This is a genomic window from Agromyces protaetiae (assembly GCF_004135405.1).
Classification (GTDB): domain Bacteria; phylum Actinomycetota; class Actinomycetes; order Actinomycetales; family Microbacteriaceae; genus Agromyces; species Agromyces protaetiae.
Window position 1 is genome coordinate 3,215,841 of sequence record NZ_CP035491.1, and the last position, 22,563, is coordinate 3,238,403.

Consider the following 22,563-nt stretch of genomic DNA (forward strand, 5'->3'; position numbering starts at 1 on the left):
GCGTATTCTCATGAGGCTATCGCGCCGCCGCCCCGGGCGAGTAGCGACGCGGCGGGCGGGAGCCCGCGTCAGTTCTGCCAGCCGGGCGCGACGAGTCCGGTCTCGTAGGCCGTCACGACGAGTTGGACGCGGTCGCGCGCGCCGAGCTTCGCCATGATGCGCGACACATGGGTCTTCGAGGTGAGCGGGCTCATGACGAGCCGCTCGGCGATCTCCTCGTTCGTGAGCCCGAGGCCGACGAGTCCGAGCACCTCGCGTTCGCGGTCGGTGAGGACGTCGAGCGCCTGCGCGTCGGCCGTCTCGCGGAGCCCGCTCGCGACGCGGTCGAGGAGCCGCCTGGTGACCCCCGGCGAGAGCAGCGCGTCGCCCGCGGCGACGACGCGCACGGCCCGTACGAGGTCGGCGGGCTCGGTGTCCTTCACGAGGAACCCGCTCGCGCCCGCGCGCACCGCCCGGGCGACGTACTCGTCGAGTTCGAACGTCGTCACGACGACGACCTTGACCCCGTCGAGGGCCGCGTCGGCGGCGATCCGCTCGGTCGCCCAGAGCCCGTCGCCGCCGGGCATGCGGATGTCCATGAGGACGACGTCGACGGATGTCTCGGCGAGCCGCGCGAGGAGCTCCTCCCCCGTCGCGGCCTCGGCGACGACCTCGATGTCGTCCTCCGAGTCGAGGAGGGCGCGGAAGCCCGCGCGCACGAGGTGCTGGTCGTCGGCGAGCGCGACCCGGATCACCGCGTGCCCCGCATCACACGGCGCTCCACGGGAGCCTCGCGACGACGCGGGTGCCGCCGCCCTCGCGCGGGACGAGCTCGATCTCGCCGCCGAGGAGCTCCGCACGCTCGCGCATGCCGAGGAGGCCCGCGCCCGAGACATCCGCCTCGGAGTCGAACCCGCGACCGTCGTCTTCGACGGTCACGACGACGTCGTCGGCGGCCCGCTCGACGCACACCGACGCGTGCGACGCGTGCGCGTGCCGCACGATGTTCGTGAGCGCCTCCTGCGCGATGCGGTACACCGCCCACTGCACCGAGCGGCCGGGGCGGTCGGCCTGAGTCGCGCCGAGCCGGTCGTCGAGCGACACGTCGAGGTCGGGCGACCGCACGCCCGCCACGAGCCGCGGCAGCTGGTCGAGCTCGGCCTGCGGCGCGAGCGGCGCGTCGCCCATGCGGATGACGCCGACGACGCTGCGCACCTCGTCGAGCGCGAGCTTCGAGGTCTCTTTGACGGTCGCGAGCGCCTGTCGCGCCTGCTCGGGATCGCGGTCCATGAGGTGGAGGCCGACGCTCGCCTGGACGTGGATCTGCGAGAGCGCGTGGCCGATGACGTCGTGGAGTTCGCGCGCGATGCGCACGCGCTCGCGCTGCTCGGCGATCTGGCGTCGGCGCTGGGCCTCGACTCGGTAGGCCTGCGCACGACCCCGGCGGACGCGGATGAACCAGCCGATGCCGAAGCACAGCGCGAGCGCCGCGGTGGTCGCGGCGATGCGGATCGGATGCCAGTCGACGCCCGCGAGCGTGCCGAGGACGACGGCTGCGACCCAGGCGACGCCCGCCGAGACGGCCGTCCAGACGAGCGCCCCGCGCGCGACGCCGAGGATGATCGCGAACCCCACGGCGATGTAAGGCGGTCCAATGTCGGGGAGGAGGAGCACGTCGGCGAGTGCGAGCGCCGCGACGACCGCGACGGTCGGGCCGGGCCACCGCCTCGACGCGAGGAGCGCGAGCGGGCCCGCGACGGCGAGCGAGATCGAGAGTGCGGCCGTCGACGCGGACTCGTGCGTCCAGACCGCGATGCCGACGGACGCGGGCACCTGGACGAGGAAGCTCACGACGGCCGGGATCACGACCGCGAGCACCGCGGGCGGGCGGAACCCGCCTGGCTGCGGACCGCGTTCGCTCCAGTACCCTCCCGGCATCAGAAGAGCGCCACCGGCTTCACGATGTCGGCGTAGATGAGCAGGGCACTCATCGCTCCGAGGAGGATCGCGACGCCGAGGGTGAGCGGCATGAGCTTCGCGAGGTCGACGGGCCCCGGGTCGGGGCGCTTGAAGAGCTTCGCCCAGCCGCGGCGGATGCCCTCCCACAGTGCGCCCGCGATGTGGCCGCCGTCGAGCGGGAGCAGCGGGATGAGGTTGAAGACGAAAAGCGCGATGTTGAGCGACGCGAGGATGCCGACGATGCCGGCGGCCCGGTCGACGAACTCGAGCTGCTCGGCGGCGGCGACCTCGCCCGCGACGCGGCCGACGCCCACGACGCTCATGGGGCCGTTGGGGTCGCGCTCACCGGGGCCGAAGGCGGCGTTCGCGGTGTCGATCATGCGCTGCGGGAGGTTCAGGATGACGCCTGCGACGCCCTGGATCTGCTGGCCGACCGTCGGCAGAACCTCGGTGATCGGCCCTTGCACCCGGACTGCGGCCGGCCCGATGCCGACGAACCCGGCCTCGACGGTGAGTTCCTTGCCCGACGCGTCGGTCACCACACGCCCGTTCTCGTCGAGCGCGGGCCGCTCACTCAGCATGGGCGTCACCGTGAGGTCGACCGACGTGCCGTCACGCTCGACGACGAAAGCGAGCGGGTCGCCAGGATGGTCGCGGATGATCTGCGTCGAGTCGTTCCAACTCGTGATCGGCGTGCCGTCGATCGAAAGGATGCGGTCGCCGGGCTTGAGTCCGGCGAGAGAGCCGGGTGCCTGCGGATCACCGGGTTCGCACGTGTCGCGTGCGCTCGAGGCGGGGAGCGCGCACTCCGACACCGAGCCGACGAAGTTGTCCCGCGGAATGCCGAATCCCGTGACCAGCACCCCGAACAGCAGCACCCCGAGCACGAGGTTCATGAACGGGCCGCCGAGCATGACGATGATGCGCTTCCACACGGCGAGCTTGTAGAACGCGCGGTCCTCGTCGCCGGGCGTGATGGAGTCGGTGCTCGAGTCGCGCGCGTCCTGCACGAGCCCGCGGAAGAAGCCCGTCGATGCGGCTTTCGTCTCGCCGTCCTTGCCGGGCGGGAACATGCCGATCATCGAGATGTAGCCGCCGAGCGGGATCGCCTTGATGCCGTACTCGGTCTCGCCCTTCTTGCGCGACCACACGGTCGGCCCGAAGCCGATCATGTACTGCACGACCTTGACGTTGAAGAGCTTCGCGGGCACGAGGTGCCCGATCTCGTGCAGGCCGATCGACAGGGCGAGGCCGACGACGACGATGAGTACGCCGATCACGAATGCGAGCACGGAATCCACCGGATGAGCGTAGCGCCGCTTGCTTCGAGCGCGCTTGCCGTCGCCTGTGAAGGACCGATGACGGATGCCTCAGGCCGACGCCGCGGCGATGCGCTCCCCCGCCGCACGGCGCGCGGTGCGCTCGGCTTCGCCGAGCGAGTCGACCGTGAGCGCGCCGCTCGCGGCCTCGTGCTCCTCGACGACCGCGCGCACGGTGTCGACGATGTCGGTGAACCCGATGCGGCCCGCGTGGAAGGCTGCGACGGCTTCTTCGTTGGCGGCGTTGAAGACGGCGGGGTACTCGCCGCCCGCCCGACCGACCTGCTTGGCGAGCCGCACGGCGGGGAACGCCTCCTCGTCGAGCGGCTCGAACGTCCACGACTGCGCGGTCGTCCAATCGAGGGGCTTCCCGACGCCGGCCACCCGGTGCGGCCAGTCGAGGCCGAGCGAGATCGGCAGCCGCATGTCGGGCGGCGACGCCTGCGCGATCGTCGAGCCGTCGTCGAACTCGACCATCGAGTGGACGATCGACTGCGGGTGCACGACGACGTCGATGCGGTCGTAGTCGACGTCGAAGAGGAGGTGCGCCTCGATGACCTCGAGACCCTTGTTGACGAGGGTCGCGGAGTTCGTGGTGACGACGAGCCCCATGTCCCACGTGGGGTGCGCGAGCGCGTCGGCGGGCGAGACATCCGAGAGCTCTGCGCGCTTCCGCCCCCGGAACGGACCGCCCGACGCCGTGAGCACGAGCCGGCGCACCTCGTCGGGCGTGCCCGAGCGCAGCGCCTGCGCGATCGCCGAGTGCTCGGAATCGACAGGCACGATCTGGCCGGGCGCAGCGATCCGCGTCACGAGGTCGCCGCCGACGATGAGGGACTCCTTGTTGGCGAGCGCGAGGGTCGTGCCGCGCTCGAGCGTCGCGAGCGTCGGGCCGAGGCCGACCGAACCGGTGATGCCGTTCAGCACGACGTCGGCGTCGACGTCGCGCACGAGCTGCACGGCCTCGTCGATGCCGACGGCCGTGTGCTCGACGTGGAGCTCGGCGGCCTGCTCAGCGAGCACCTCGCGGTTGCTGCCGACCGCGAGGCCGACGACCTCGAACCGGTGCGGGTTCGCGCGTACGACGTCGAGCGCCTGCGTGCCGATGGAACCCGTGGACCCGAGGATGATGACGCGCTTCACGCGTCCACCCTACGGCGATGCACGCGCTCGGCGCGTGGGGCTCAGCGTGCGGACGGCAGCACCGCGACGGCGACCGCGAACCCGTCGGCCGACGGCAGGTCGTGCAGCTCGATCTTCGACCACGACGTGCCGAACTCGGGCACGCTCCGCGCGAGGCGGGCGATGCCGCGGTCGTCGGCGGGCGTGAGTTCGATGCGGGCGGGCTCGAGGAACGTGCGATGGCGGAGGGCGCGCGCGAGCGCGGCCTTCCGCGCCCAGACCGCGGTGCGCTGGGCGCTCCGTTCTGCGTCGTCGAGGGTCGCGAGCCACGCGATCTCGTTCGCGTGGAACGACACTTCGTCGACGACCTGCGCGACGAGCGGCTCGACCGTCATGGCGAGCGCGAACGGATGCTTCGAGCCGGCGCCTGCGTAGACGACGCCCGCCGCCGACACGGCATCGGCGTACCAGGGCGCACCCGAGCCGCGCACGGGGTACTCGACGGTCGGGGTGCCGTGGCGCGCGCCGCACTCGGGGCACCGCCAGGACAGCTCGACGTCGTCGGTCGGCACCGTCGCGACACGTGCGATGAGCTGTCGGAGCGTGTGGTCGGTCGAGGGCTGCCGCCGCGTGGGCACGCGCACGAGGGTGAGACCGTGGGCCTCGAGCACCCACGTCGCCTCCCCCGCGGCATCCTCCATGTCGACATCTTCGCGCATCCGCGCGGGCGTGCGCGCGACCGCGCGCCTACGCTTCGATATGCCTCGTGCGACATATCCGCAGACGTAGCGTCGTTTCGTGAGCGAGATCGAAGCCGACGCCGTTCCGAGCCTGCCCAAACGGCCCGGAACGTTCTACTGGGTCGCGCGCGCAGTCATCCGTCCGCTCGTCCTCGCGTTCTTCCGGCCGAAGATCGAGGGCGCCGATCGCGTGCCCAAGCGCGGCGCCGTGCTCTTCGCCTCGAACCATCTCTCGTTCATCGACAGCGTCGCTATCCCCATCGCGTCGCCGCGGCCCGTGCAGTTCCTCGCCAAGTCGGTGTACTTCACGGGCACGGGCTTCAAGGGGTGGGTGTCGCGGTCGTTCTTCGGCGCGATCGGCGCCGTCCCCGTCGTGCGCGGAGCGGGCTCGCAGGCGCAGGAGGCGCTCGATCAGGGGCGGCGCATCCTCGAGGCCGGCAGCGTCTTCGCGATCTACCCCGAGGGCACGCGCTCGCTCGACGGGCGCCTCTACCGCGGCCGCACGGGTGTCGCGTGGCTCGCGCTCACGACGGGCGCGACGGTCGTGCCGGTCGGCCTCGTCGGCACCGAGGAGATCCAGCCCGTCGGCGCGCGCTTCCCGCGCCGCCGCCCCGTCTCGATCCGGTTCGGCGAGCCGCTCGACCTCTCGCACCACGGGCCCGCAACCTCGGGCAAGGCCCGCCGCGAGGCGACCGACGAGATCATGGCCGCGATCCACGCCCTCTCGGGGCAGGAACTCGCGGGCGCCTACAACGAGGTGCCGCCGCAGGGCGCGATCGCGAAGATCGCCGACCGCATCGCGCCGCGCGAGCGGGTCTGAGCACGAGGCATCCGCGATTCTCAGCCTCCGGCGACCGTCACCCGCTAGCGTCGTCGGAATGAGACGGGTCGGAGTCGCCGCTGCCATCGCCGCCGTCGTGGCATCCGTCGCCCTCGCCCTCACCGGGTGTGTGCCGGCCGACGACCCCGCCGCGACCGAGCGCTTGCGCGAACGCGCCGCGGCGGTCGACCCCGTCGAGCCGCCGACGACCGAGTTCGACCCCGGCCTCATCGTGAGCGATGAGAGCTTCTTCGACAGCGGCGCCCTCACCGAAGCGCAGATCCAGGCCTTCCTCGAGTCGGTGTCGTGCCGGCCCGACGCGGACGTCGACTGCCTCGCCGAGTATCGGCAGACGACAACCGACCAGCCCGCCGAGGCGCCCGGCCACTGCGCAGCGTACGAGGGCGGCATCCGCGAGCGCGCGAGCCGGATCATCCACAAGGCGGCCGTCGCCTGCGGCATCAGCCCGAAGACGCTCCTCGTGCTCCTGCAGAAGGAGCAGTCGCTGCTCACCCGGCCGACGGCCGACGGCTACCTGCGGGCGACGGGCTACGGATGTCCCGACACGGCCGACTGCGACCAGAAGTACTTCGGGTTCTTCAACCAGGTGTGGAACGCGGCGTGGCAGTTCCGCCAGTACACCCAGTTCCCCGACCGCGCGTACAAGATCGGCACGATCGACGTCCGCTACAACCCCGACGAGGCGTGCGGCGCCTCCCCCGTCGCGATCGGCAACCAGGCGACTGCGAACCTCTACAACTACACGCCCTACCAGCCGAACGCCGCGACGCTCGAGAACCCCGACGCGGGCGACGGGTGCTCTGCGTGGGGCAACCTCAACTTCTGGCGCATCTGGAACCGTTGGTTCGGCGACCCGACGGCCGTGCGGTTCCCGGCCTTCCTGCCGCCGTGCACGCGGCTCGTCGGGGGCAGTCGTGCGCCGGGCTGACGCTCGGGCCGTGACGATCGCGCCGCAGCTCACGCGCCGAGCACGCGCACGGTCGGCGCGTGGCGGACGGGGAACGCCACCGAGGCGGCGATGAAGCACTTCTCGGATGCCTCGTGGTGGAGCGTCTGCGCAAGGTCTGCCATCGAGGCATCCGCCACGACGACCTCGGGCCGCAGAACGGCCTCGACGAACGCGCCGCCGCCGCGACCGTCTTCGCGCATGAGGCCCGTCGCGGCGTCGGTGTAGCCGCGCACGACGACGCCGTGGTTCGCCGCGACGTGCAGGTACGAGAGCATGTGGCAGTCCGCGAGCGCCGCGAGGAGGAGTTCTTCGGGGTTCCAGCGCTCGCGGTCGCCGTGGAAGGTGCGGTCGCTCGACGCCGCGAGCTCGTGGAGCTTGCCCGCAGCGCGCACGACGTGCGCTCGGCTGTACGACCGGTACGACGCCGTGCCCTCGCCGCGGTCGCCCGTCCACTCGACCTCGACGGCGTAGCGGTGCTCGCCGAGCGCGAGTCGAGGTGCGATGAGTTCGGCCATGCGTCGATTCTGCACCCCCGCGCCGACACTCCGGCCGTGCCCGACCCGGCGATAGGCTGAGCGCACCATGACCGACACCCACGACGCCGCCCAGCCCGCCGTCGCTCCCGTGTACACCGTCACGCAAGAGCGCAAGATCGTGACCGCGATCCCCGGTCCCAAGTCGCAAGCCCTCCACGAACGCCGACGAGCGGTCGTCTCCGATGGCGTGTCGAGCGCGCTCCCCGTCTACATCGAGCGCGCGAACGGCGCGATCCTCGTCGACGTCGACGGCAACCAGTTCGTCGACTTCGGGGCCGGCATCGGCGTGACGACGATCGGGCACACCGAGGCATCCGTGGTCGAGGCCGCCGCGTCGCAGCTGCAAGAGGTCATCCACACGCTCTTCACGATCACGCCCTACGAAGAGTACGTGCGCGTCGCCGAGCTCCTCGCCGAGCACACGCCCGGCCTCTGGGCGAAGAAGACCGTGCTCGTGAACTCGGGCGCCGAAGCCGTCGAGAACGGCGTCAAGATCGCCCGCAAGCACACGGGCCGCCGCGCCGTCGCCGTGCTCGACCACGCCTACCACGGGCGCACGAACCTCACGATGGCCATGAACTTCAAGGCGAACCCGTACGGCGCGGGCTTCGGGCCGTTCGCCGGCGACGTCTACCACGCGCCGGGCTCCTACCCGTACCGCGACGGGCTCTCGGGCGAAGACGCCGCGGCCCGCACGATCGGCTACCTCGAGAAGGTCGTCGGCGCGGCAGACCTCGCGTGCCTCGTCGTCGAGCCCATCCAGGGCGAGGGCGGCTTCATGGTGCCCGCCGAGGGCTTCCTGCCGGCGCTGCAGCGCTGGTGCACCGAGCACGGCGTCGTCTTCATCGCCGACGAGATCCAGTCGGGCATGGCGCGCACGGGCCGCTGGTTCGCGAGCGAGCACTTCGGGCTCGCGCCCGACCTCGTCCTCTCGGCGAAGGGCATCGCGGGCGGCCTTCCGCTCGCGAGCGTCACGGGGCGCGCGGAGATCATGGATGCCTCGCAGCCGGGCGGTCTCGGCGGCACCTTCGGCGGCAACCCCGTCGCGTGCGCCGCGGCGATCGCCGTGTTCGAGTCGATCGAGCAGAACGGGCTCCTCGCCGAGGCCGAGCGCATCGAGCGCGCCCTCGTCACGGGTCTCGCCCGCCTGGAGTCCCGCTACGACGTGATCGGCGAGGTGCGCGGCAAGGGCGCGATGATCGCGATCGAGCTCGTCCAGCCCGGCACGCGCGACACCACGAAGCATCCGAACCCCGAAGCGGTCGCCTCGATCATCGCATACGCCGCCGAACGCGGCGTGCTGTTCCTCTCCGCAGGCACGTGGGGCAACGTCCTGCGGTTCCTCCCGAGCCTCGCCGTCACCGATGCCCTCATCGACGACGCGCTGTCCGTGATCGACGACGCCCTCGCGGCACTGGGGTGAAGCATGTCAGGAACGTTCTCGGTCTCCGACGCCGTGGAGCTCGCCGTGGTTGAGCGCAGCGGATTCGTCGAGTCCCGCCACGCGGGCTCGGCCGTCGTCCTCTCGCCCGAGGGCGAGACCATGCGCACGCTCGGCGACGCCCACTCCCCGATCTTCCCCCGCTCGACGCTCAAGCCCTTCCAGGCGATCGCGGTCATGACCTCGGGCGTGACGCTCCGCGGCGAAGACGCGGCGATCGCGACGGCGAGCCACTCGGGCACGGCCGCGCACGTCGCGCTCGTCCGCGGTCTCCTCGCGCGCGAGGGCATCCCCGAGCACGCGCTCGGCTGCCCCGACGCGCTCCCCGGCGACACCGTCTCGCGCGAGCAGGTCATCCGCACGGGCGGCGGGCGCGAACGCGTCTACATGGAGTGTTCGGGCAAGCACGCCGCGATGCTCCTCGCGTGCCGCGCGAACGACTGGCCGCTCGAGAGCTACCTCGAGATGTCGCATCCGCTCCAGAAGCGCGTGCTCGACGTCATCGAGCGCCTCACCGGAGAGCGGCCCGCCGCGACGGGCGTCGACGGGTGCGGCACGCCCGTGCACGCGATCTCGCTCACGGCGCTCGCACGGGGCATCCAGAAGATCACGACGTCGCAGCCCGGCTCGCCCTTCGCGCTCTTCCGCGAAGCCGCCGCGCTCACCGAGGCGGTGCGCGAGCATCCGTGGGCCGTCGGCGGCCCAGGTCGGCCCGACACCGTCGCGATCGAGCGCCTCGGCGTCTTCGCGAAGATCGGCGCCGAGGGCGTCATGGTCATGACTGCGCCGAACGGCACGACGACGGCCGTCAAGGTGCTCGACGGCAGTGCACGCGCCTCGGCGATCGTCGCGCTCCGCCTCCTCGCCGACGCGGGCGCGATCGAGCACGACGGCGTCGACGCCGTGCACGCCGAACTCGACCTCTGGATCATGGGCGCCGGGCGACCCGTGGGCGAGATCCGCGCGACGGTCTGAGCGGGCTCGCTCTTCTCCGAAGAACGGATGTCGCGCCGCGCCGTTGCGGCGCGACATCCGGGTATCGGCTGATCCGGGACCGTCAGCCGAGCTTTGCGAGCCGTTTCGCGCGGGCCGCCCGCGACACCTGCGCGATCACGACGAGGGCGATCGCGAAGAGGAACACCGCCGATGCGATCACGTTCGCCTCGGCGGGGATGCCGCGCGACGCCGAGATGTACACGTACTTCGGGAACGTCGATACGGAGCCCGAGTTGAAGTTCGTGATGATGAAGTCGTCGAAACTGAGCGCGAACGAGAGGAGCGCCGCGGCCGCGATGCCCGGCAGCAACAGCGGGAACGTGATGCGCCAGAAGATCTGCGCGGGCGATCCGTAGAGGTCGCGCCCGGCCTCTTCAAGCGCGGGGTCGAGGCTCGCAACGCGCGCCTTGACCGTCACGACGACGAAGCTGATGCAGAACATCGTGTGCGCCAGGATGATCGTCGTCATGTCCTTCGGCACGCCCACCGCGAGGAACTGGGCCGCGAGGCCCGCGCCGAGCACGACCTCGGGCGTCGCCATCGGCAGGAACAGCAGCAGGCTGATCGCCGACCGCGCCTTGAACCGGTAGCGGACGAGCGCGATCGCGATCATCGTGCCGAGGGTCGTCGCGATCACGGTCGACACGACGCCGATGACGATGCTGTTGCCGAACGCCTCGCACACGGCGCCGCCCTCGACGTTGCAGACGTTCAGCCACTTGTCGAACGTGAAGCCGCGCCATGCGATGTTCGACTTCAGCGAGTCATTGAACGAGAACACGAACGTGTACCCGATCGGGATGAGCAGGAACACGAACGCGATGACCGCGTACGCGGGCAGGAGCCAATCGCCGAGGCCGATGCGCCCGCGACGCGGCGCAGGCGCGCGCCCCGGGGCATCCGTCAGCTCTTCTTCGACGAGGCCGCCGATGACGGCGCCCGCTTGCACTTCGCCGCTCACAGGAGGTCCTCCGTTCCGCTGCGCTTCACGTAGACGCCGACGAGCACGAGGATCGCGGCCATGAGGATGATCGAGAGCGCCGCCGCCGCCGGATAGTTCAGCAGCACGAGGAAGTTCGCCTCGATGACGTTGCCCATCATCTGCGTGTCTGGACCGCCGAGGAAGTCGCGGCTCGCGTTCACGTAGTCGCCCGCAGCCGGGATGAACGTGAGGAGCGTGCCCGCGACGATGCCCGGCATCGAGAGCGGGAGCGTGACCGTGCGGAACACCGTCGCCGGACTCGCGTAGAGGTCGGAGCCCGCCTCGAGGTAGCGCACGTCGAGCCGCTCGAGCGTCGTGTAGAGCGGCAGCGTCATGAAGGGGATGAAGTTGTAGGTGAGGCCGAAGATCACGGCGAACGGCGTGCCCGTGAAGTGCGCGTCGGGCGCGAGGAGGCTGAGCGCCTTGAGCGAGGTGATGATGAACGACTCGTCGGAGAGGATCTGCTTCCACGCGAGGGTGCGCAATAGGAAGCTGATGAAGAACGGGGCGATGACGAGCACGAGCATGAGGCTCTGCAGGAGCGGCCAGCGCCTCGCCTTCACGCCGATGAAGTACGCGAGCGGGTAGCTGAACAGCAGCGCGAGCACGGTCGCGGCGAGCGCGTACCCGAACGAGCGCACGATGTGCGGCCAGTACGCCGAGATGACGTCGACGTAGTTCTGCCAGTTGAACGCGTAGTCGTACTGGCCGATGTCGCCGAACTCGCGCGGCGCCTGGAGCGACGTGAGCAGGAGCGACACGAGCGGCGCGAGGAAGAACAGCACGAGGTAGGCGATGCCGGGCAGCAGCAGGAACAGCGCGATGCGGCTCTTGCGGCGGGGCGCCTGAGGCTGGGCCTCGGCCGTCGCGAACGCGGCGAACGCCATGCTCAGCCCTCTTCCAACTCCGCGACGAGGTCGTCGCGGCGCTGCACGGCGATCGCCGAGGTGGAATCGTCGGCGTCGAACCTGACGCCCGCCGCAGCGCCGGCGCCCGCGACATCCGACAGCCCGAAGCCGTGAGCGACCGCCCAGCTCACCCACACCTCGGAGCCGAGGGAGGCGACCGGGCCGTGCCCGATGTTCTGCGCGAACACGAGCACCGTGCCCGCCCGACCGAAGTCGACGAGGTACTGCGTGCTGACACCCGAGAACGACACGTCGATCACGCGCCCCGACCCGAGCGTGTTGCGGTCGGATGTCTCGGCCGGCGCCTCGGTGTGGAGGGCGACCTTCTCAGGGCGGACCCCGACGGTGATCGTGCCGCGGTGCACCTGTGCGCGCGCCGACGGCACGGTGACCCGGAAACCGCCCGCGTCGACCGTGATCGCCTGGTCGGTCGAAGCGACGACCTCGCCCGTGAAGAGGTTCGACTGGCCGAGGAAGTTCGCGACGAACGTCGTCTCGGGCAGCTCGTACAGCGCCTCGGGCGCCCCGAGCTGCTCGATGCGGCCCTTGTTCATGACGGCGACCGTGTCGGCCATCGTCATCGCCTCTTCTTGATCGTGCGTGACGTGGAGGAAGGTGAGCCCGACGTCTTCTTGGATGGTCTTCAGCTCGAGCTGCATCTGTCGGCGGAGCTTCAGGTCGAGCGCGCCGAGCGGCTCGTCGAGGAGGAGGAGCGCCGGCCTGTTGACGATCGCGCGCGCGAGCGCGACGCGCTGCTGCTGGCCGCCCGAGAGCTGCTGGGGCTTCCGCTGCGCCAGGTGGTCGAGCTCGACGAGCGCGAGCGCTTCGCGCGCCTTCGCGAGCGGGTCGCCGATGCGGCGGCGCTTCAACCCGAACGCGACGTTCTCGAGGATCGTCATGTGCGGGAAGAGCGCGTAACTCTGGAACACCGTGTTGACGGGCCGCTCGTGGGCCTTCGTGTCAGTGACGTCGGCGCCGCCGATGAGGATGCGCCCCTGCGTGGGCTCTTCGAGTCCCGCGACGAGTCTGAGCGTCGTCGTCTTGCCGCAGCCCGACGGGCCGAGCAGGGCGAAGAACGAACCGGCCGGGATCGTGAGGTCGAGCTCCTCGATCGCCGTGAACCCCGGGAACCGCTTCTGGATGCCTCGGAGCTCGAGGTCTGCGCCGCGCTCGGCGAATTCGCGTACCGCCATCTGCATGCCCGCCCGTATCACGACCCGAGCAGGATGCTCTGGAAGTCCGCCTGGTACTTCTGCTCCTCGGCGCCCGTGAGGGAGCGGAAGACGTGCGCCTGGGACAGCGTGTCTTCGTCGGGGAAGATCAGCTGGTTCTCGGCGAGCTCGGGATCGATGGCCGCGGCCGCCTCCTTCGCGCCGACGACGGGCGTGATGTAGTTCACCCACGCGGCGACCTCGGCCGCGATCTCGGGCTCGTAGTAGAAGTTGATGAGCTTCTCGGCGTTGGTCTTGCGGGGCGAGCCGATCGGCACGAGGAAGTTGTCGTTCCACAGCGTGCCGCCCGCGGACGGGATCGCGAACTGCCACTTGTCGCCGGCTTCGGCGTTCAGGACCGTGATGTCGCCCGACCAGCAGATCGCCGCGAGGGTGTCTTCGCTCTTCAGGTCTTCGAGGTACGAGTTGCCCTTGATGTTGCGGACCTGGCCGTTCTCGACCTGCTCGCGGAGCTGGTCGATGGCCGTGCCGAACTCGTCGTCGCCCCACGTGCCGGCGATGTCGACGCCGTTCTGCAGCATGAGGAGTCCCATCGTGTCGCGCATCTCGGAGAGGACGCCCACCCGCCCCTTGAGGTCCGCACTCCAGAGGTCTTCGACCGACTCGAGCCCGCCGGGGATCGCCTCGGTGTTCCAGCAGATGCCCGCGAACCCGCCCTGCCACGGCACCGAGAACTTGCGGCCGGGGTCGAAGTCGGGGTTCTGCAGCTGCGACTCGAGGTTCGCGAGGTTCGGGAGGTTGGCGTGGTCGAGCTCTTGCGCGTACCCGAAGCGGATCCAGCGCGCGATCATCCAGTCGGTGAGGCAGGCCGTGTCGTAGCCGATGTCCTGACCCAGCGCGAGTTGGTCTTTCACCTTGCCGTAGAACGTGTTGTTGTCGTCGACGGCGACCTCGTAGTTGACTTCGATGCCGGTCTCGGCCGTGAACGCCTGGAGCGTCGGGTAGTTGCCGTCGTCGTCTTCGTCGATGTACGCCGCCCAGTTCGCCCAGCTGACCGTCTTGTCGGTCGCCGACTTGTCGGCGGCGGCCACGGGCTTCGCGGCACCGCCGGTGCCGCACGCCGCAAGGGCGAGCGCCGTGGCAGCGGCGCCGCCGCCCGCGAGGAGCGTGCGGCGGTTGAATTGGGCCTTTCTGGCCTGGATGACGAGTGAACGGATGATCGGATCCTGGGGAAGCGGTCGAGCGGTCATGCGTGCTCCATTCGGGTTCGCTGCGCAGCGGGGGGTGGGTGAATCCTGCCACACCCTGGAGCCGGAATCACGGGTCGGTTCCCGAATCATTAATTTCGCGGTGGTTTCGATGCGGAATCAGTGCCTGCCCGATCATTGCACGGGCCATTTCGTCGGTGCCGGGTCATCCATCGCGGCGACCGGGCCACACCCGGCGGCCGAGCGCTCCCTCCTCGATCGCCCAGCACTGGTCCGCACCGGGATCGAGCACGGGCGGAAGGCCCCGCTCGCGCACGACCGCCCGGAACTCGGTGCGCCCGCCGTGCACGACGACGCGCCCCCGGTCGCGGAGCTGCGCCGCGAGCATCCAGTTCGCCGCCCACGCGTCGGCATCGCCCACGACGATAGGCGCGTCGCCCGCGGCGAGCGCGAGCGCGGCCCGGTGCGCGGCGTCGCCGCCGGGCTCGAGGAGGATCGCGTCGCGTCCCGTCGCGCGGCCGAGCGCGGCCGCGTCGGCGCGGGGGTCGCGCTCACTACCGCGCACGGACGCTCATCGACCTCGAGCGGAGGCACGGCGCGGACGGGGGCGGGAGGCAGCGCCCCGGCGTCGACGACCTGCATGCGGCGGCCGCGCCACTGCCCGGCGCCGGGCCCGTCGTCGGCGCTCCAGAGCTCGCCCGCTCCGCCGGCGTGGGCGAGGTCGCCGCGGCTGGCGTGGCGGAGCGGCACGAACGCGCCGAACTCCTCGCGGAGCCCGTATGGGAGCGAGCCTCCCGCGGAGATCGCGGCGGCGACCCGGACGCCGAGCGCACGCCCGTCGCGGAGGATGCGCCCGACGAGTTCGAGCATCGCCTGGCGTTGCTCGTCGTCCCACGCGCGGTAGCGCGAGTCGAGGTCGTCGAGCACGAGCAGTCGAGGAGCGCTCACGCCCGCGTCGATCGACACGACGAGGGCGTGCAGGATGTCGGACTCGGTGCTCCTCGGCCCGCCCGCGACGACGACGGTACCCGCGCCGTGACGCTGCTCGAATCCCGCTGCGACGGCCGCGAGCGTCGTCGTCCGCCCGCTGCCCGGCACCCCTGCGACGAGCACGTGCCCGTCGGCCTCGGGCCGCCAGACCGCGAGCGAGCGGCGCTGGCGGTCGGGTTCGTCGACGACGCCGAAGACGACGCCGTCGGTGATTCCGGATGCCTCGTGCGCGCGTGCCGCACTCCCGCCCTCCCCGGCGAGCGCCGCGCACTCGTGGGGAGCGATGCGCGTCGGGAGCGGGTCGAGCCACGGGCGGCGTGCCGGGACGCCCCGGACGGTCGCTCGGAGCCGCTCGAGCACGGCGGTCGGCGCGTACGCGGCCTGGAACTCGACGGGGGCCGACCCGCTCTTCACGACGATCGCCCGCCCCGGCCGCTCGGGGTCGAGTGCTGCTGCGGCATCCGTGCCGAGCACCGCCGTGCTGTCGCCGCGGTCGAGCACTCGGAGCGACACCCGCAGCCCGCAGTTGGCCGTGACCTGCTCGCGGACGACGCCGTTCGGCCGCTGCGCCGCGAGCACGAGGTGCACGCCGAGCGATCGGCCCCTCGCCGCGAGGTCGGCGATGACCGGCGCGAGCTCGGAGAACCGCTCGACCATCGCCTGGAACTCGTCGACGACGATCACGAGTCGCGGAAGGACGACCGACGCGGGAAGCGCGGAGATCTCGCGGGCGCCGGCGTCGCGCAGCACGTGCTCGCGGTGACGGAGTTCGGCGCGCAGGCTCTCGACCGCGCGTCGCGCCTCGACGTCGTCGAGGTCGGTGACGATGCCCGCGACGTGCGGCAGCCCTCGGAGCGGTTCGAAGGCCGCGCCGCCCTTGAAGTCGACGAGCAGGAACGACACGAGTTCGGGCGGACGGCTCCGAGCCAGCGCCGCGAGCCAGCCGAGCAGGAACTCGCTCTTGCCGCTGCCGGTCGTGCCCGCCACGAGCGCGTGGATGCCGTCGGCGACGAGATCGAGCTCGACGGCCCCCGCCGCGCCGCTCCCGACCGACACGGCGAGCGACGTGCGGTCGAACGGGCGCACGTCGGGCTGTGCGAGTTCCTCGAACGGCACGACGCCCGGTATCGAGTCGGCCGAGAGCCCGCCCCTCGCGGCCGCCGCCGCGGCTGCGACCGCCCACTCCCCGGCCTCACGCGCCGAGACGAGCGCTGGCGCGAACGCCCGATCGAACGGCGACGCCGGCCGGTCGAACACGGCCCTGCCGGGCGTCTCGATCCGCACGACCGTGCGGAGTCCGGGCGGAAGCGACCCCGCGTCGGGCGCGACCGCGATGCGGGCGCACGACTCGCCGAGCGCCGGCGCACCCGCCCACGACGTGCCGCACGAGGCATCCGTGACCACGAGCCGCGCCGACCCGCGCGTGTGCGGCAGCGCGGCCGCCCACGTCCACTCACGTGCCCCGGGCACGACGATCTCGAGCGACCCCGGCGCGCTCGCGTGCGCGAGCTGCAGGACCGCCGCGCGGGCCGCGCCGCGCGCCAGGTCGGGCGTGCCCACGAACCCGAGCCCGCCGTCGATCGCGACCGTCACGGGGGCGTCCTCGAGGAGCGCTGCAGCGGCGAGGACGGTGCGATCGTCATCGTCGGCGGGCGAGCCGCCCACCCGCAGCGCGCTCGCGACCGCGCCGCGGCCGAGCACCGGGGCACGGGCCCCCGCTCCGTGCCATCCCGATCCCGGCGTCGACGCGAGCACCTCGGCCGCCGACCCCGAGCGGTGCCACGCGAGCCGCCGCTCGCCGTCGTGCCGCCGCGCGATGTCGGCCCGCAGCTCGTCGAGCGCCGCCGCCCGCGTCGCGGTCGCGCGCTTCGCGCGACGCTTCTGCTGGCGTGCGGCGTCGGCCATCGAGGCGATCGCGACCACCGGACCGAGCGCGGCGAACACGAGCGAGAGCATCGACCCCGTCACCGCCCACAGCACGCCCGCCGCGATCACGGGCGCGAGGACCGCGATGACCGGGAACCCCGGCTTCGCCTCATCGGGGGCGCGGGCGGCAACGAGAGCGGCGGGGCGGCGGCGAACGGGTCGGTGTCCATTCGGGTATTCGACCGCACGAGGCATCCGGAACCGTGCGATACCGAGCCCCGTGTGCGCGGGCCGCGTCACACGCCGCCTGTGGAGGAGAAGCGCGCTACCCGACTTCGAAGAACTGGCTCGCGAGCTCTACGCGGCTCCCTCGGGGCACGAGATAGCGACGGCCGGGCTCGCACCGCAACGCGCCGTCGTCGGGACGGCGCACGATCGTGCCGTTCCCTGAGAACCGGTCGGCGACCCACAGGATGCCGTCGTGCTCGCCGAACTCGAGGTGCGTCTTCGACACCGACAGCGTGCGGTCCGCGATCTGGACGAGGTGATCGAAGTGCTCGCCGGGTTGCGCGACGGGATTCCGCCCCACAAGCCCAGAGCCGAACACGATGCGGTGCTCTCCGGTCGAGAACCGGAGCGTGAAGCGGGCCGGCGCCGTCACGACCTCCTCGGGCGGAAGGATGGGCTCGAAGCCGTGGACCGGAATGCTGACGACGCCGGTGCCGCCCGTGCCTGCGCCCGTGCCCGGTGCCCCGCCTGCTCGAAGCGACGCCCGATCGAACACCGTGGTATCGCCCGGCCGGGCGTCGACCGGCCGCCGCGACTCGGGAGTCGCACTCGTCGCGCTGCCGCATTCGCCGCAGAACATGGCGCCCTCGGGCAACCGGGCGCCGCAGATCCGGCACGTCACGAGCGACCTCCTCTCCGCGTGACAGCGTACCCGCCGAGCGAACCGAGCGAGATCGCCGCACGGATGCGCCCCCGCAGGCCCGCCTCGGCGGCGAAACGCCCGCGGAGGTCGTCGACGGCGGCCCACACGCGCTCGTCGGCCCGCTCGGGAATCCCGCCGGGCGAGAACAGCATGCGATCGATGACGCCCGCGAGCACGATCGCGTCGAGTCCGCCGACACCCGCCGCCTGCTCCGAACGCGTCGCGGTCGGCGCCACCGGGAACCCGTAGTCGACCGCCGTGTCGGCGAAATCGGCCCACCCGCCTTCGATCCGCTTCGCCTCCGAGTCCGCACCGCGGCGGATCCGACGCCGGCGGAGCTTCGCGGCGATGACGGCGAGGAACGGGCTCGCGAGGATCGCCGCGCCCGCGAGCACCCCGCCCGTCCAGAGCGCGACGCTCGCGAGCACCCCCGCCCACGTCGAATCCGCCGTCGAACGGTCTTCGGGCGACGCGTCGGGACGGTCGTCGAGCTCGTCGACCGGGGTGCGCGGCTCAGGCGGCGGGAGCGCCGACTGCGGCCTCGAGACGACCGTCGGCTCGTCGGGTTCGCGCTCCAGGATGTCGCGGGGCTCGGGATTCGGGTCGAGCTGACGCCACAGCCCGTCGTCGGTCTGGATCTCGACCCACGCCTGCCGGTCGCCCCCGAGGAACGCGACGCCCGTGTCCGCCGTCTCGACGGGCGGTTCGGTCGGAAGATAGCCGACCACGACGCGAGCCGGGAACCCGATCTCGCGTGCGAGGAGCGCCGTCAGCGCGGCGTACTGCTCTCCGTCGCCGACCATCGGCCGCTCGGTCGTGAGCCGCTCGAGCCGGTCGAGCGCATGCCCCGAGCGGCTCGGCTCCTCGCCCGGCTGTCCGTGACTGACGTACCCCTCGCGGAGCGCCCGGACGACGGCGGCGAGCCGCTCGCCCGCGGTCGTCGCGTCGGCCGTGTGCTCGTCGAGGAACTGCGAGAGCCTCGGCGGCAACGGGGGCGAGGGCGGCAGGACCATCGTTCCCGGCCGCACCCCCGCGAGATCGCCGACCGGCTCGGGCACCATCGACCATGCCGTGAACCGGTCGCCCGACGAGAATCCGCCTTGGACGGCGGCCGCACCCGTGACGTCGTTGTAGACGAACCCGTCGGAGAGCGCCGCGGCCCGCGGCCCCGCGAACTCGATGCGTTCGAGGCTTCCGACGCCCGGGACCCAGACGTCGTCGTAGTCGAGGACCGTGACGTCGAGGCGCACCGGAGCCCCGTCGACCGACGACTGGTCGAGGCGGTACGGCAGCCGCGTGAAACGCCCCGAGAGCCCACCGACCTCGTCGCCGCCGACGGTGAACACGACGCCGTCGTACGTGTCGAGGGTTGCGACCCTGAGTCCCATCCCGGGCGGCAGCCCACTGACCTCGAGCATCGGCCGTTCGCGCGAGGCGAGCGTGAACGCCGAGCGGAAGCCCGCGAGCGGACTCACGAGATCGCGCGGCTCGAACGGCGGCTGCAGTTCGGAACGGATCACGGTGCGCTGCGGAGTCGGCACCGCGACGGCCGCCGTCGCCGCGCCGACGAGCGCGAGCGCGAGGATCGCCGACCCGCCGAGCACGCGCCGCGCGTCGGCGAGGGCGGCCTCGACCGGTCGCCCGGCGCCGAGGCTGCGTTTGCGACCGATCGCGACGCGCACGAGCCAGGCCACCGAGGCGCCGAGGAACGCGAGCCCTGAAACGGCCGCGAACTGCGCGTGCACGACGCCGAAGGCGATGCCGGCCGCGAATACCGCCGCGGGCGGGATGAGGGCGAAGACCGGATGCCTCGTCCGGAGCGCGATCGTGGCCGCCACCGTCGCGGCGACGAGCCCGAGGAGGAAGACCGGCACGAGCAGGGCCTGGTACGAGCCGACGGGCGCCGACACCGTCACGAGCTGCTTCCAGGAGAGGGCGGCGCCCCCGACCAGGTCGACGAGTCCGGCGGGCGTCGGGAAGATCCCCAGTGCGGCGCGCGACGGGATCGCCGCCGGCACCCCGAAGAACAGGTACGCGGCGACCACCGCCACGGCGACCGCCCAGGCAGGCGATCGGGAGTACGCGCACACTGCGGCGATCGCGAACCCGACGAGGACCGACACCGTCGCCGCCGTGAGGAACGCCGGGCTCTCGTAGACGGGCCACCACGGGATCATCGCGGCGGCGAAGAGGATCGCGAGGAGCAGGAGGTCGACCCACGCGGGCAGCGGATCCCGGCGGAGCGCAAGCTTGGGCGCACCCTCGCGCACCCTGCGCCCGCGCCCGGTGCGTGCCTCCGGCGTGCTCCTCGGCGTCCAGGACCGCGCGGCGCTCACGCGATCGCCGCCGATCTGGCGAGCATCGCGCGGAGGTCCTCCAGATAGCCGATGCCGAAGACCGTCAAGCCACCCGCCTGACGCGCCGTCGCCTCGCCCTCGGGCTCGCACCGCACGCCGATGACCTCGACGCCGGCCGGCAGTCGCACCGCGGCGGATCTGAGTTCGCCCACTCCACGCCGCGACCCCGTGACGAGGAAGGCGAGCGACACCCCGCTGTGCGCCTCGGCGGCGGCGCGCGCCGTGTCGGCAAGTCCGACCACGCGCTCGGCGCGCTCGACGAGGCAGAGCGCGTCCAGCAGTCGATCCCGCGAGACCGACGGCAGCTCATGCACGCCGATCCGTCCGCCGAGGGGGGCCGTCACGAGGAAGGTGAGCGAACGGGCATCCCGGATGGCTCGTGCCCCGACCGATGCCGCGGCGCTCACCGCGAGCTCGAACTCGTCGTCGTCGCGGTACGACGCCGTGTCGAGGTCGAGCACGACCATGAGCCGGGATCGCCGCGTCTGTTCGAACTGGCGCACCATGAACGTGCCGGTCTTCGCCGAACTCCGCCAGTGGATGTGCCGCCGATCGTCGCCCGGCACGTACTCGCGGAGAGCGTGGAAGGCGATGTCGCTCGACGTCAGATCGCGCGTCGGAGACCCTTCGAGGTCGCGGACGAATCCGCTCGAGAGCGCGGCGATCGGCACCGTGCGCGGATGCACGTGCAAGAGCGCCGTATCGGACCACACGACCTCGCGGCGGACGATCCCGACGGGGTCGGCGCGCACGGTGCGGGCGGGCCCCACCGGGACGATCCCGCGGCGCACCGTCGGGATGCGGATGCGTTCGTCGACGACGCCGCCGCGCGGGAGCGCGGGCAGCACGCGCTCGATGACGATCTCGCCGACGGGCAACTCGAGCTGCACGCCCCCGAGCCGCCGATGCCCCGGGTTCTCGGCGACGAGCCGCGCCTCGGCGAGTTCGCCGACCGCCACGCGCGGAACCGGCAGGCTGAGCGCGACCGTCGAGGCGCCCGTGCCGATGAGCCACAGCGCCCCGAGCGCCGCGACGATCGCGAGACCCCATCCGAGCGTGACGAGTTCGGCCCATCCCCAGCCGTAGCCGACGACGAACGCGACGGCCGCCGCCGCGATGACCGCCCACCCGATCGGCGTGACGACCGTGCGCGCCGCGCGGAACACGTCGCGCGCCGCACGCCGGACCCTCCCGCCGAACGCGACGATCCGCGCGATGAGCGTCGCGAGGAGGCCCTGACGTTCGACCTCCTGCGGGATGCTCGGGCGCGCGGTGTTCGTCATCCGGCCTGCCGGGCGGAGGGCGGAGGAGTCTCGATGAGGACCTGCGCGATGAGGTTCGAGGCGGTCACGCCGTCGAACTCGGCCTCGGCGTCGAGGATGAGCCGGTGCGCGAGCACGGGCTCGGCGAGGGCCTTCACATCGTCGGGGACGACGTAGTGCCGTCCGCGCCCCGCCGCGTGGGTCTTGGCCGCACGGATGAGCGCGAGGGCGCCGCGGACGCTCACGCCGAGTCGCACCTCGCGTGCGGTTCGGGTCGCCTCGACGAGACGCGACACGTAGTCGTGGATCGTCGGGTCGACGAACACCGTGCGCGCGGCCGCCGCCAGCTCGGCGACCTCTTCGGGGTGAGCTGCGGTTCGACGACGACGTGGTGGGCGCGCTGGTCGGCGCCTTCGAGGATGCGGATCGTCGACGCGTGGTCGGGGTAGCCGATCGAGGACCGCATGAGGAACCGATCGAGCTGCGCCTCGGGCAGCCGGTACGTGCCGGCCTGTTCGATGGGGTTCTGCGTCGCGATGACCATGAACGGCTGCCCCACGGGATGGGTCTGACCGTCGACGGTGACCTGCACCTCCTCCATGACCTCGAGGAGCGCCGACTGCGTCTTCGGGCTCGCCCGGTTGATCTCGTCCGCGAGCACGATGTTCGCGAACACCGGGCCCGGGTGGAAGTCGAAGCGCCCCGAGCGCTGGTCGTAGACGGTGACTCCCGTGATGTCGCCGGGGAGCAGGTCGGGGGTGAACTGCACGCGGTTGCTCGTGCCCGACACCGATTGCGCCATCGCGCGCGCGAGCGAGGTCTTGCCCGTGCCCGGGACGTCCTCGAGGAGCAGGTGCCCCTCGCTGAGGAGCGCCGTGAACGCGAGCCGGATGATCCGGTTCTTGCCGAGCAGCACCTCCTCGACCGCGCCGACGAGTCGGTCGAGCGCCGCGGCGAACCGCGTCGCCTCCTCGTGCGTCATCGTCATCGCAGTCCTCCGCGTCC

Annotated in this window: 18 protein-coding genes and 1 pseudogene; 4 read left to right on the plus strand and 15 right to left on the minus strand. The window is 72.0% G+C overall.

Annotation, left to right across the window (positions count from 1 at the left end; genetic code table 11):
- Window positions 1-68 precede the first annotated feature (68 nt).
- From ET445_RS15000 to ET445_RS15020, 5 genes are all read right to left on the minus strand, one after another.
- A complete protein-coding gene (locus ET445_RS15000; RefSeq protein ID WP_129191986.1) occupies window positions 69-734 on the minus strand; it encodes a response regulator transcription factor in 666 nt (221 codons plus the stop codon).
- Between the two features lie 13 nt (window positions 735-747).
- Window positions 748-1,917: a sensor histidine kinase gene (locus tag ET445_RS15005; protein WP_129191987.1), complete on the minus strand. Its 1,170-nt coding sequence runs from the start codon at window positions 1,915-1,917 to the stop codon at window positions 748-750.
- Window positions 1,917-3,239, minus strand: a complete 1,323-nt coding sequence (locus ET445_RS15010; protein ID WP_165314419.1) for a M50 family metallopeptidase — start codon at window positions 3,237-3,239, stop codon at window positions 1,917-1,919. Before ET445_RS15010 ends, ET445_RS15005 begins: the two co-directional genes overlap by 1 nt.
- Window positions 3,240-3,308: 69 nt before the next feature.
- A complete protein-coding gene (gene dxr, locus ET445_RS15015; protein ID WP_129191988.1) occupies window positions 3,309-4,400 on the minus strand; it encodes a 1-deoxy-D-xylulose-5-phosphate reductoisomerase in 1,092 nt (363 codons plus the stop codon).
- A gap of 41 nt (window positions 4,401-4,441) precedes the next feature.
- Complete coding sequence (locus ET445_RS15020; protein ID WP_129191989.1) at window positions 4,442-5,080, minus strand: 4'-phosphopantetheinyl transferase superfamily protein; 639 nt, start codon at window positions 5,078-5,080, stop codon at window positions 4,442-4,444.
- Between the two features lie 97 nt (window positions 5,081-5,177).
- Here ET445_RS15020 and ET445_RS15025 point away from each other — a divergent pair, with 97 nt between their 5' ends.
- Both ET445_RS15025 and ET445_RS15030 read left to right on the plus strand, forming a co-directional pair.
- Complete coding sequence (locus ET445_RS15025) at window positions 5,178-5,939, plus strand: lysophospholipid acyltransferase family protein (RefSeq protein ID WP_129191990.1); 762 nt, start codon at window positions 5,178-5,180, stop codon at window positions 5,937-5,939.
- A 58-nt stretch (window positions 5,940-5,997) separates the two neighbouring features.
- Window positions 5,998-6,888, plus strand: a complete 891-nt coding sequence (locus ET445_RS15030; protein ID WP_129191991.1) for a hypothetical protein — start codon at window positions 5,998-6,000, stop codon at window positions 6,886-6,888.
- A 29-nt stretch (window positions 6,889-6,917) separates the two neighbouring features.
- On the opposite strand, the gene ET445_RS15035 is transcribed toward ET445_RS15030, so the two are convergent.
- On the minus strand, window positions 6,918-7,424 hold the full coding sequence (locus ET445_RS15035; protein ID WP_129191992.1) for an OsmC family protein: 507 nt from the start codon (window positions 7,422-7,424) through the stop codon (window positions 6,918-6,920).
- Between the two features lie 67 nt (window positions 7,425-7,491).
- Here ET445_RS15035 and gabT point away from each other — a divergent pair, with 67 nt between their 5' ends.
- Together gabT and ET445_RS15045 are read left to right on the plus strand one after the other, a co-directional pair.
- Window positions 7,492-8,868, plus strand: coding sequence for a 4-aminobutyrate--2-oxoglutarate transaminase (gene gabT / locus ET445_RS15040; protein ID WP_129191993.1), 1,377 nt, complete (start codon window positions 7,492-7,494; stop codon window positions 8,866-8,868).
- Window positions 8,869-8,871: 3 nt separating this feature from the next.
- Complete coding sequence (locus tag ET445_RS15045; RefSeq protein WP_129191994.1) at window positions 8,872-9,861, plus strand: asparaginase; 990 nt, start codon at window positions 8,872-8,874, stop codon at window positions 9,859-9,861.
- Window positions 9,862-9,943: 82 nt separating this feature from the next.
- Here the strand turns inward: ET445_RS15045 and ET445_RS15050 are convergent, their stop codons facing one another.
- The 9 genes and pseudogenes from ET445_RS15050 to ET445_RS15090 form a co-directional block, all read right to left on the minus strand.
- Complete coding sequence (locus ET445_RS15050) at window positions 9,944-10,744, minus strand: ABC transporter permease (protein ID WP_208008700.1); 801 nt, start codon at window positions 10,742-10,744, stop codon at window positions 9,944-9,946.
- A gap of 95 nt (window positions 10,745-10,839) precedes the next feature.
- Window positions 10,840-11,751, minus strand: coding sequence for an ABC transporter permease (locus tag ET445_RS15055; RefSeq protein ID WP_129191995.1), 912 nt, complete (start codon window positions 11,749-11,751; stop codon window positions 10,840-10,842).
- Window positions 11,752-11,753: 2 nt separating this feature from the next.
- Window positions 11,754-12,965, minus strand: a complete 1,212-nt coding sequence (locus ET445_RS15060) for an ABC transporter ATP-binding protein (RefSeq protein WP_129191996.1) — start codon at window positions 12,963-12,965, stop codon at window positions 11,754-11,756.
- 17 nt (window positions 12,966-12,982) lie between these two features.
- Window positions 12,983-14,194: an ABC transporter substrate-binding protein gene (locus ET445_RS15065; RefSeq protein WP_129191997.1), complete on the minus strand. Its 1,212-nt coding sequence runs from the start codon at window positions 14,192-14,194 to the stop codon at window positions 12,983-12,985.
- 132 nt (window positions 14,195-14,326) lie between these two features.
- Window positions 14,327-17,263, minus strand: a complete 2,937-nt coding sequence (locus ET445_RS15070) for an FtsK/SpoIIIE domain-containing protein (RefSeq protein ID WP_129191998.1) — start codon at window positions 17,261-17,263, stop codon at window positions 14,327-14,329.
- A gap of 70 nt (window positions 17,264-17,333) precedes the next feature.
- Window positions 17,334-17,918 (minus strand): FYVE zinc finger domain-containing protein, encoded by a 585-nt coding sequence (locus tag ET445_RS18150; RefSeq protein ID WP_243695227.1) that lies wholly within the window; start codon window positions 17,916-17,918, stop codon window positions 17,334-17,336.
- Complete coding sequence (locus tag ET445_RS17345) at window positions 17,915-20,275, minus strand: transglutaminaseTgpA domain-containing protein (RefSeq protein ID WP_165314420.1); 2,361 nt, start codon at window positions 20,273-20,275, stop codon at window positions 17,915-17,917. Before ET445_RS17345 ends, ET445_RS18150 begins: the two co-directional genes overlap by 4 nt.
- Entirely contained in the window at window positions 20,272-21,579 is a 1,308-nt protein-coding gene (locus ET445_RS15085; RefSeq protein ID WP_165314421.1) for a DUF58 domain-containing protein, read from the minus strand. Before ET445_RS15085 ends, ET445_RS17345 begins: the two co-directional genes overlap by 4 nt.
- Window positions 21,576-22,546 (minus strand): annotated as a pseudogene (locus tag ET445_RS15090) (AAA family ATPase). The gene ET445_RS15085 and the pseudogene ET445_RS15090 overlap by 4 nt, the downstream one beginning before the upstream one ends.
- Between the last annotated feature and the right edge of the window lie 17 nt (window positions 22,547-22,563).